The following is a 9814-nucleotide window of genomic DNA, read 5'->3' as shown; positions in this document are numbered from 1 at the left end:
CACGACGTCGGCCCGGTCGTGGGACGCGGCGGGTGTGGACGGGCCGTTGCGCCGATCGGTGCTGGAGCCGTTCCTGGCGGGGGTGCTCGCCGAGGACGACGGCTCGACGTCGGCGACGTTCGTGCGGTTGCTGGTGCGGTCGTTCCTGGCGGGGACCCCGGGGGTGCCGGCAGCGGGCATGGGGGCGTTCCCGGCGCAGCTGGCCGCCGGGTTGCCGGACGTGCGGCTGGGGGTCCGTGTCCACGCGGTGGCGCGCACCGGTGGCGGGGTGCGGGTCAGCGCGGACGACGGCGCGGTGACGGTCCGTGCGGTGGTCGTCGCCACGGACGCGGTGACCGCCGAGGGCCTGGTCGGGGTGCCCGCCCCGGTGATGAAGGGCCTGGTGACGCACTGGTACGCGACACGGGTGCGGCCCACGTCGTTGCGGGCGGTGATGGTCGACGGGCGCCGTCGCGGCCCGGTGGTGAACGCCGCGTCGATGAGCCTGGTGGCGCGGTCGTACGCCCCGCGGGGGTGGCACCTGGTGCAGGCCACGTCCCTGCTGCCCGCGGGTGGGTCGCCCGCACCGGAGCCGGTGGTGCGCCGGCACGCGGGGGAGATCCTGGGGGCCGACCCCCGCCCGTGGCAGGAGGTCGCCCGGCACGTGATCCCCGGGGCGCTGCCCGCCCAACCTCCGCCCCTGGACGTCCGACGCGGAGTCGACCTGGGCGGAGGGCTCCTGGTGTGCGGGGACCACCGTGACACCGCCTCCATCCAGGGCGCGCTGGTGTCGGGGCGTCGCGCCGCGCTCACGGCGGCCGCCCACCTCGGGGTGCGGCCGGGCCGGGCCCGACCCGCGTAGGCGAGCCTCGGGGGTGGTCCGACCTGCCCGTGATGCCCGGTTCGAGTGCGGGTCGCGGTGCAGGTTGTGCACCCAGAGCGACAGGTTGTGCACCGCCCGGCTCGGGGGTGGTGGGCCGCTGCTTACCTGACGTCAGGTGAACGCGCCCACCGCCGTGCAGCCACCGCATCTGTGCTCATGACGCAGGTGTGCGGGCCGATGGCGGTGGTCCGGGCACCGATCGCACGTCGAGCAGCACCCCGGGTCGGGGCCCGCCAACGTTGGTGGGGTGCCCGTCCCGGACCAGGGTCGTGGATCCGCGACCGGACCCTGAACGGCGGGACACGGGGCAGCCAGTCGTTCGTGGCCGGGGTGGGCCCATCGCGCCGCACCACTCGAAGAGGAGACAGAGCGATGAAGCTTGGTCAGACGTCCACCGCGCACCCGCGCCGGCCCAGGCGGGTCCCGGCGGCCGGGATCGCCGCGTTCGCCGGGGTCGCAGCCCTGGTGCTCGCGGGTTGCACCGCGGGCACCACCGAGCCGGAGGAGGTGGTGGCCGAACGGTACGAGGAGCGTGAGGTCACCGACGGGACGACGACCTTCATGGTGGTCGACAACCCGGGTGACGGTGCGACGTTGTCCTACGGTGCGGACTCCGCGATCACGTTGCTGGAGGAGGAGGTCGACGGCTCGACGTACGCGTTCAAGGACATGAACGGCAACGGCGAGCTGGACGTGTGGGAGGACTGGCGGGTCGACCCGCAGGAGCGTGCGGCGGACCTTGCGCGTCAGTTGACGGTCGAGCAGATCTCCGGGTTGATGCTGTTCAGCAACCACGAGCGGTCCCCGGCGGACGGCCTGACGGACGGGCAGCGCACGTACCTGTCTGAGGACAAGCTGCGCAACGTCCTGAACGCGGGTGGCTCGGACGTGACGGAGAACGTCACCTGGGTCAACGAGATGCAGGCGTACGTGGAGTCGATCGCGTCGGTGGACGAGCCGTACGTCCCGGCGAACTTCAGCTCTGACCCGCGCTCGGAGGCCCAGTCGGGGTCGGACTACGTGCCGACCGGTGAGGGCGTGTCGTTGTGGCCGTCGGTGCTGGGTCTGGCGGCGACGTTCTCCCCCGAGACGGTCGAGGCGTTCGGGCGCACCGTGTCCGAGGAGTACCGGGCGTTGGGGATCTCGAACGCCCTGAGCCCGCAGATCGACCTGGCGACCGAGCCCCGGTGGCTGCGGGTGGCGGGAACCCTGGGTGAGAACCCGGAGCTGGCCGCCGAGCTGGCGTCGGCGTACGTGCGCGGGTTCCAGGGCACCTACGACGAGGACGGCACGTACCTGGGCTTCGGGCCGGGCACCGTCCCGACGACCATCAAGCACGCCCCGGGTGACGGGTCCGGTGAGGGTGGGCGCGAGTCGCACCTGAACGTGGGCAAGTACGCGATCCCGGGTGAGGGTCTGGACGACCACGTGGCGGTGTTCGAGGCGGCGACGGACTCGCTGGCGATGATGACCGCGTACTCGATCATGCTGGGTGAGGACGGCGAGCCGGTCGTCGGTGACGAGGCCGTGGGTGTGGCGTACAACACCGAGATGATGCGGATGATCCGTGAGGACATCGGCTTCGACGGTGCGATCGTCACGGACTGGGCGGTGATGACGGGTTACACCGACGAGAACGCGTTCCTGGGGACGGCGTGGGGTGCTGAGGACCTGACCCCGGTGGAGCGGTACTTCACGGTGCTGCGCAACGGTGTGGACATGTTCGGTGGTGTGAACACCGCTGAGCACATCCTCGAGGCGTACGACATGTGGCAGGCGGAGTTCGAGGCCGGGTCGGTCGACGTGGACGCCGACGCCCGCTGGGCGGAGTCCGGTGCACGGATCCTGGCGATGTACTTCGCGCCCGGCCTGTTCGACGCGCCGTACGTGGACCTGGACGAGGCCCGCGCGACGGTGGGTTCGGCCGACCGGATCGAGGCCGGGTTCGACGCCCAGCTGGACTCGGTGGTGATGGTCAAGAACGACGGTGTGATCGCTGAGGCGTCCGAGGGCGACTGGGCGGACGCGACCGTGTACATCCCGCACACGTATGACACCGGTGTGGAGAGCCTGTTCGGGCCGGCGGTGTACACCGAGGGGCCGTCGTTGAGCGTGGAGGCCGCGGAGCAGGTCTTCGGGACGGTCCTCACCGACACCGTGGAGCTGGACGACGAGGGGAACGTGCTGTCGGCGCAGGCCCCGGACCTGTCGGACGTGGACCTGGTGCTGGTGGGGCTGCGGTCCCCGAACAACGGGATGCCGTTCTCGGGTGCCGGTCAGGACGACGAGACGGGTGAGTGGTACCCGTTCTCGCTGCAGTGGGCCCCGTACACCGCTGACGGTGAGCACGTGCGCACCGAGTCGATCGGCGGGGACGTGCTGGAGGACGGCTCGAAGGAGAACCGGTCGTACTTCGGCAACACGTCACGCATCTCGAACGAGGCGGACATCCGGGCGTTCGAGCGGGCGATGGACGCGATCGAGGAGTCCGGTCGGGACATCCCGGTGATCACGGTCGTGAAGGCGAACAACCCGGTGGTCCCGGCGGAGTTCGAGGCCGAGTCGAACGCGGTGCTGGTCGGGTTCGGTGTGAGCGACCTGGCGACGGTGACGGTCGCGGCGGGCCTGCACGAGCCGCAGGGGCGTCTGCCGATCGGGTTCCCGGTCGACATGGACGCCGTGGAGGCGCAGTCCGAGGGCGTCGGTGAGGACATGGACACCTACGTGGACGCGGCCGGCAACGACTGGGCGTTCGGCTTCGGTCTGGGCTTCTCGGGGCCGATCGGTCTTCCGTGACGGTTCCCCGGGGTGGTCGGCACGGTGTCGACCACCCCGGGGCCCGTCCCACCACCGGCGGCGGGACGCTCCCGCGGCCTGAGCAATCAAGGAGCTGACATGAGGAACACGAGGATGCGCGCCACGGGCCTGGGTCTGCTGGTCGCGGTGACGGGTGCGTTCGGGTTGACGGCGTGCGCGTCCGAGGACGCCGACCCCGCGACCCCGGCGGAGACGACGCAGGCCGAGGTCGACGTGGCCGAGGACCTGCAGACCGCCCGCCAGGCCGTGGCGGACGCGTTGGCCGAGGACGACAGCTGGGGGCAGATCATGCTCGCGAGCGACGTCTCGGCGCCGACGGTGAAGTACGGGCTGCTGGTGGTGCCGTTCGTGCCGTCGGACGCGGCGTCGCGGGTGCAGGGCACGATCACGATCAACGACGGCGACTACACGATCGACGCCGACTCGGCTGCCACGGACCAGACGTGGCGGATCGACCAGGACGGCACCATCACCGAGGTCACGGACTAGCGGTCCGGACCCTCCCCCCGGGTGATCGTTGATCGCCGGCCCGCTCGTCAAGGAGAGATGCAGTGAACGCCAGACCGCAGAAGAAGCCCGACCGCACGAAGATGCCGATGTCGAACAGGAGGTACCTGTCGATCTGGGTGCCCGTCCTGGCGACGGTCACGGCGGTGGGTGTGGTCGCGAACGTGGGCCTCGTGGTGGGGGGCGGGTGGGTCGCGTCCCAGCTGGGTTCGGGGACGTACACGTTCACCAACACCGAGGAGTCGGCGGGGTGGGACACCGAGTACCACACGTCGGAGTTCGCGGACATGGACGCGGTGGACGCTGCGGCGCAGGACCTGGTCGAGCAGATCGCGGCGGGTGGGATCGTCCTGGCGAAGAACCAGGACGCGGCCCTGCCGTTGGCGCCCGGTGCCCGGGTGACGATGCTGGGCCGTGCGGCGGCTGACCCGGTGTTCGGGGGGTCGGGGTCGGGTTCGGTGGACACGAACTCGGCGGTGACGGCCCGCGGTGGTCTGGAGCAGGCGGGGTTCCAGATCAACGAGCAGGTGTACGACGTGATCTCGGCGTTCGCGGACGACAACCCGCGTGGTCACATCGAGATGGACAACCCGGAGGCGTCGACGTACTACATCGGTGAGCTGCCGGTGGGGGAGTACGAGGCGGTGGCGGGGTCGTTCGCGGACTACTCCGACGCGGCGGTCGTGCACATCGGACGGCCGGGTGGTGAGGGTGGTGACCTGACCCAGGACATGACGGGTTGGGACGACGCGGCGGCGCCGGGGCAGCACCAGCTGGAGCTGAATCAGGACGAGCGTGACCTGATCGCGTTGGCGACTGAGTCGTTCGACACGGTGGTCGTGGTGGTGAACTCCTCGACGTCCATCGAGATGGGTCTGCTGCAGGACGACCCGGGGGTCGACGCGATCCTGCTGGCGGGGTCGCCGGGTGCGACGGGGTTCAACGCCCTGGGCACCATCTTGAACGGTGAGGTGAACCCGTCGGGTCGGACGGCGGACATCTGGGCGGCGGACTTCACCCAGGACCCCACGTACGTGAACTTCGGTGAGTTCGAGTACGAGAACCTGGACGTGTCGTACCCGGTGTCGGCGGTGGAGCGGGCCACGTCGAACGCGACGTTGACGTCGGACGCCCCGTTCGTGATCTACGCCGAGGGCATCTACTTCGGGTACCGGTACTACGAGACCGCTGCGGCGGAGGGCTTCATCGACTACGACGAGGCCGTGGTGTACCCGTTCGGGTTCGGGCTCAGCTACACGGACTTCGAGTGGGAGGTCACCGACACCCAGGCCGGTGACGTGGACGGCCAGGTGACGGTCACGGTGCAGGTCACCAACACCGGTGACGTGGCCGGCAAGGACGTGGTCGAGCTGTACTACACGGCCCCGTACACCCCTGGTGGGATCGAGAAGTCCGAGGTGGTGCTGGGTGGGTTCGCCAAGACGGACCTGATCGAGCCCGGTGGCAGCGACACGGTGACGATCGAGGTGGCGGTCGAGGACATGGCGTCCTACGACCACCTGGGGCACCGGGCGTACGTGCTGGAGGCCGGTGACTACCTGCTGACGTTGCGCACGGACTCGAACACGGTGGCGGCGGGTGTCGAGCCGATCACGTACACGGTGGACTCCGACGTGGTGTTCTCCGGTGGGGACCACCGGTCGAGCGACCTGACGGAGGTCACGAACCGGTTCGACGACGTGTCGGAGCAGTTCAGCAGCGAGCCCGAGGAGGGCAAGATCCTGATGATGTCCCGTGCGGACTTCGCCGGGACGTTCCCCACCGCCCCGACCCCGGACCTGCTGGTCGCGGACGAGTCGGTGGCGGCCGGGTTCGCGCCGTGGGACCACGAGGCCGCGGCCGAGGCGTTCGACGGGCCGATGCCGGCGACCGGTGAGCGGTCGGACCTGACGTTGATCGACATGCGGGGTCTGGCGAAGGACGACCCGCAGTGGGCCGAGCTGCTGGACTCGTTGACGGTCGGTGAGATGACGGACCTGCTGCTCAACGGGGCGTACCAGACGGCGGCGATCGAGTCGATCGCGAAGCCGCAGACGTTGGAGCCGGACGGTCCTGCGGGGTTCTCCTCGTTCATCAACTCCTCGATCAACGGTGTGGCGTACCCGTCGCAGTACCTGATCGCCCAGACGTGGGACGTGGAGCTGGGTGCGCAGATGGGGCGGATGCTCGGTGACGAGGCCATCCACAAGGACATCAACGGCTGGTACGCGCCGGGGGTGAACCTGCACCGGTCACCGTTCGGGGGCCGCAACTTCGAGTACTACTCGGAGGACCCGCACCTGTCGGGCGCGATGCTGGTGGCGGTCGCGAACGGGATCGCCGAGCGGGGCGTGTACACGCTGGTGAAGCACTACGCGATGAACGAGCAGGAGACGAACCGCGTCAACAACGGGATCGCGACGTGGGCGACGGAGCAGACGATCCGTGAGATCTACCTGAAGCCGTTCGAGATGGGCGTCAAGGGCATCTCGATGGTCGTGCCGTACGTCGCGGACGAGGACGGCACGATCGCGGAGACGACGATCGGTGCGGGCGGCATGATGAGCTCGTTCAACCGGATCGGGGCGACGTGGGCGGGCGGTTCGCCGGCGCTGATGTCGGACGTGCTGCGGGACGAGTGGGGTTTCGAGGGGTTCGTCATCTCGGACTTCAACCTCTACCCGTACATGAACCCGAACGAGGGGATCAGCGCGGGCACGGACCTGACGTTGACGTTCCAGCCGTCGAAGTCGTTCGCGGACACCTCGTCGGCGAAGGCCGTGACGGACATCCGTGAGGCGACCCACCACATCTTGTACACCGTCGCGAACTCCAACGCGATGAACGGTCTGGCGCCGGGCGCGACCGTCACGTACACGCCTCCCACGTGGGTGTACATCCAGATCGTGACGTCGGTGCTGCTGGGTCTGCTGGTCCTGGCGGGTGTGGTGATGGTGGTCCGGCGGGTGCGCCGGCACCGCAACCTGCCGGTGGTCGGCTCGGGGGCAGGTGCACCGGACGCCGGCTGACCCCTGACCCCCACCCCACCCGACCCTGTCCTGTCTCGAGGTCGTCGGGCCCGTGTCCCCTGCGGGCCCGACGACCCGAGGTGCCCACGTGCCCGGACGACCCCCGTCCGCCGGTGAAGGAATGAGGCCCCCGATGTCCGATGAGCTGACGTTGCTGGAGAAGGCGGCGCTGCTGAGCGGCGCGAGCGTGTGGGAGACGCGTGCCGTGCCCCGCCTGGGGATCCGGTCCCTGACCATGTCGGACGGTCCGCACGGCATCCGTAAGCAGACGGGGTCCTCGGACCACCTGGGGATCAACGCCTCGAGGCCGGCGACGTGCTTCCCGACGTCGGCGACGGTCGCGAACTCCTGGGACGTGGACCTGGCCGAGCAGGTGGGGCGGGCGCTGGGCGCCGAGGCGGTGTGGCTGGGTGTGGACGTGGTGCTGGGCCCGGGGTTGAACATCAAGCGCAGCCCGTTGTGCGGGCGCAACTTCGAGTACTTCTCGGAGGACCCGTACCTGTCGGGTGTGATGGCGGCGGGGTACGTGCGGGGCATCCAGTCGCAGGGGGTGGCGGCCTGCCCCAAGCACTTCGCGGCCAACAGCCAGGAGCTGCGCCGGATGGCGAGCGACTCGGTGGTGGACGAGCGGACGTTGCGTGAGCTCTACCTGACGGCGTTCGAGATCGTGGTCCGTGAGGCCCGGCCGTTGGCGTTGATGACGGCGTACAACAAGGTCAACGGGGTGTACGCCCACGAGCACCCGCACCTGCTGCTGGACGTCCTGCGGGGGGAGTGGGGTTTCGACGGTGCGGTGGTCTCGGACTGGGGCGGGTCGAACGACGCGGTCGACGCGGTGCGTGCCGGGGGAACGGTCGAGATGCCGTCCCCGGGTCTGGACTCGGCCCGGCAGGTCGTGGACGCGGTGCACGCGGGGCGGCTCACGGAGGCCGACCTGGACGCCCGGGTGGCTGAGGTGCTGGCCCTGGCCGAGCGGGTGGGCCCGGCACGGGAGCTGGTGGTGGACGTGGACGCCCACCACGAGCTGGCGCGCCGGGTGGCGCAGGGCAGCCAGGTGCTGCTGAAGAACGAGGGCGGCGTCCTGCCGTTGGGCCCGGGGACCCGGGTGGCGGTGCTGGGGGACTTCGCGCAGACGCCCCGCTACCAGGGGGCGGGGTCGTCGTTGGTGAACCCGACCCGGTTGACCACGGCACTGGAGGCCCTGCAGGCCTCGCACCTGGAGGTGGTGGGGTACGCCCAGGGGTTCGCCCGGGGTGGTGGGCGTGAGCCGGGGCTGCTGCGTGAGGCGGTGGAGACCGTCGGGGACGCGGACGTGGCCCTGGTGTACCTGGGGCTGGACGAGACGGCGGAGTCCGAGGGCAACGACCGTGAGCACCTGCGTCTGGCGGACGCCCAGGTCGAGCTGCTCGCGGCGGTGCGCAAGGTGACCGACCGCGTGGTGGTGGTGCTGTCGGCGGGGTCGGTGGTGGAGGTCCCGTGGTTGGGGGACGTCGACGCCCTGCTGCACGGGTACCTGGGTGGGCAGGCCGGTGCGGAGGCGACGGCCGACGTGCTCACCGGTGCGGTGAACCCGTCGGGGCGTCTGGCCGAGACGTACCCGGTGCGTCTGGAGGACACGGCGTGCCACCCCTACTACCCGGCGACCGGTGAGGTGGCCGAGTACCGGGAGGGCCTGTACGTGGGGTACCGGCACACGGAGACCGCGGGGGTGGCGACGGCGTTCCCGTTCGGGTTCGGGCTGGGGTACACCACGTTCGAGTACGCCGACCTGGTGGTGGACGAGCACGGGGCGACGTTCACGGTGCGCAACACCGGGGCCGTGGCGGGGGCGGATGTCCCGCAGCTGTACGTGGGGCGGCGGGGCCCGAGCGGGGTGCACCGGGCGGCGCGGGAGCTGAAGGGCTTCCGCAAGGTGCACCTGGAGCCGGGGCAGGAGGCCTCGGTGACGATCCCGTTCGACAGGTACACGTTCCGTCACTTTGACGTCGCGACCGGTGGGTGGCGGGTCGAGGGCGGCCCGTTCGAGGTGTCGGTGGGTCACCACGTGGCCGACCGGCCGCTGGTCGCGGTGCTGGACGTCGACGGTGAGGACGTCGGTGAGCCGCGCACGGACCTGCCGTCCTACGAGGCGGCCGCGGTGACGGACGTCCCCGACGGGGAGTTCGCGGCGCTGCTGGGCCGGACGCTCGCCACCGGCACGGGCACGGGCACCGGTACGGGCACGGGCGCGGCCGGGGTGGCGGGGTCGTTGGGGGCGAACGACCCGTTGCGGGCCATGCACGGTGCCCGCAGCCCGTTGGCGCGCCTGGCGGCCCGGGTGCTGGCGGCGCTGATCGCGAGGTCGCGGCGTCGGGGCAAGCCCGACCTGAACCTGTTCTTCCTCTACAACATGCCGTTCCGGGCGATCGCGAAGATGACCAACGGGGCGTTCACCACCGAGATGGTCGACGCGTTGCTGGACGTCGTCAACGGGCGGTTCTTCCGGGGGGTGGGGGGACTGGTCGCGGGGTACGTGCGTGGCCGACGGTCCGCGCGCCGCCTGGCCGCCGAGCTCACCCGTCCTGCCGGTACCGCCGGCGCAGGCGCCGTCCGATAACCC

Annotated in this window: 5 protein-coding genes; all 5 read left to right on the top strand. The window is 70.6% G+C overall.

The window, feature by feature from the left end; all coding sequences use genetic code 11:
• Positions 1-841, top strand: an 841-nt coding sequence (locus N869_RS03305; protein WP_035057815.1) for an FAD-dependent oxidoreductase, incomplete at its 5' end; no start/stop codon positions are given.
• A 393-nt stretch (positions 842-1234) separates the two neighbouring features.
• Positions 1235-3658 carry a glycoside hydrolase family 3 N-terminal domain-containing protein gene (locus N869_RS03300; protein WP_052104917.1) on the top strand — a complete coding sequence of 808 codons (2424 nt, stop codon included), beginning with the start codon at positions 1235-1237 and terminating at the stop codon, positions 3656-3658.
• A gap of 99 nt (positions 3659-3757) precedes the next feature.
• Positions 3758-4168 (top strand): hypothetical protein, encoded by a 411-nt coding sequence (locus N869_RS03295; protein ID WP_156968322.1) that lies wholly within the window; start codon positions 3758-3760, stop codon positions 4166-4168.
• Between the two features lie 62 nt (positions 4169-4230).
• Entirely contained in the window at positions 4231-7215 is a 2985-nt protein-coding gene (locus tag N869_RS03290) for a glycoside hydrolase family 3 C-terminal domain-containing protein (protein WP_035057788.1), read from the top strand.
• Between the two features lie 133 nt (positions 7216-7348).
• Entirely contained in the window at positions 7349-9811 is a 2463-nt protein-coding gene (locus N869_RS18715; RefSeq protein ID WP_035057785.1) for a glycoside hydrolase family 3 C-terminal domain-containing protein, read from the top strand.
• Positions 9812-9814 lie beyond the last annotated feature (3 nt).

Source organism: Cellulomonas bogoriensis 69B4 = DSM 16987, from assembly GCF_000767165.1.
Lineage (GTDB): Bacteria > Actinomycetota > Actinomycetes > Actinomycetales > Cellulomonadaceae > Actinotalea > Actinotalea bogoriensis.
This window is presented reverse-complemented; position numbering and strand designations above follow the sequence as displayed.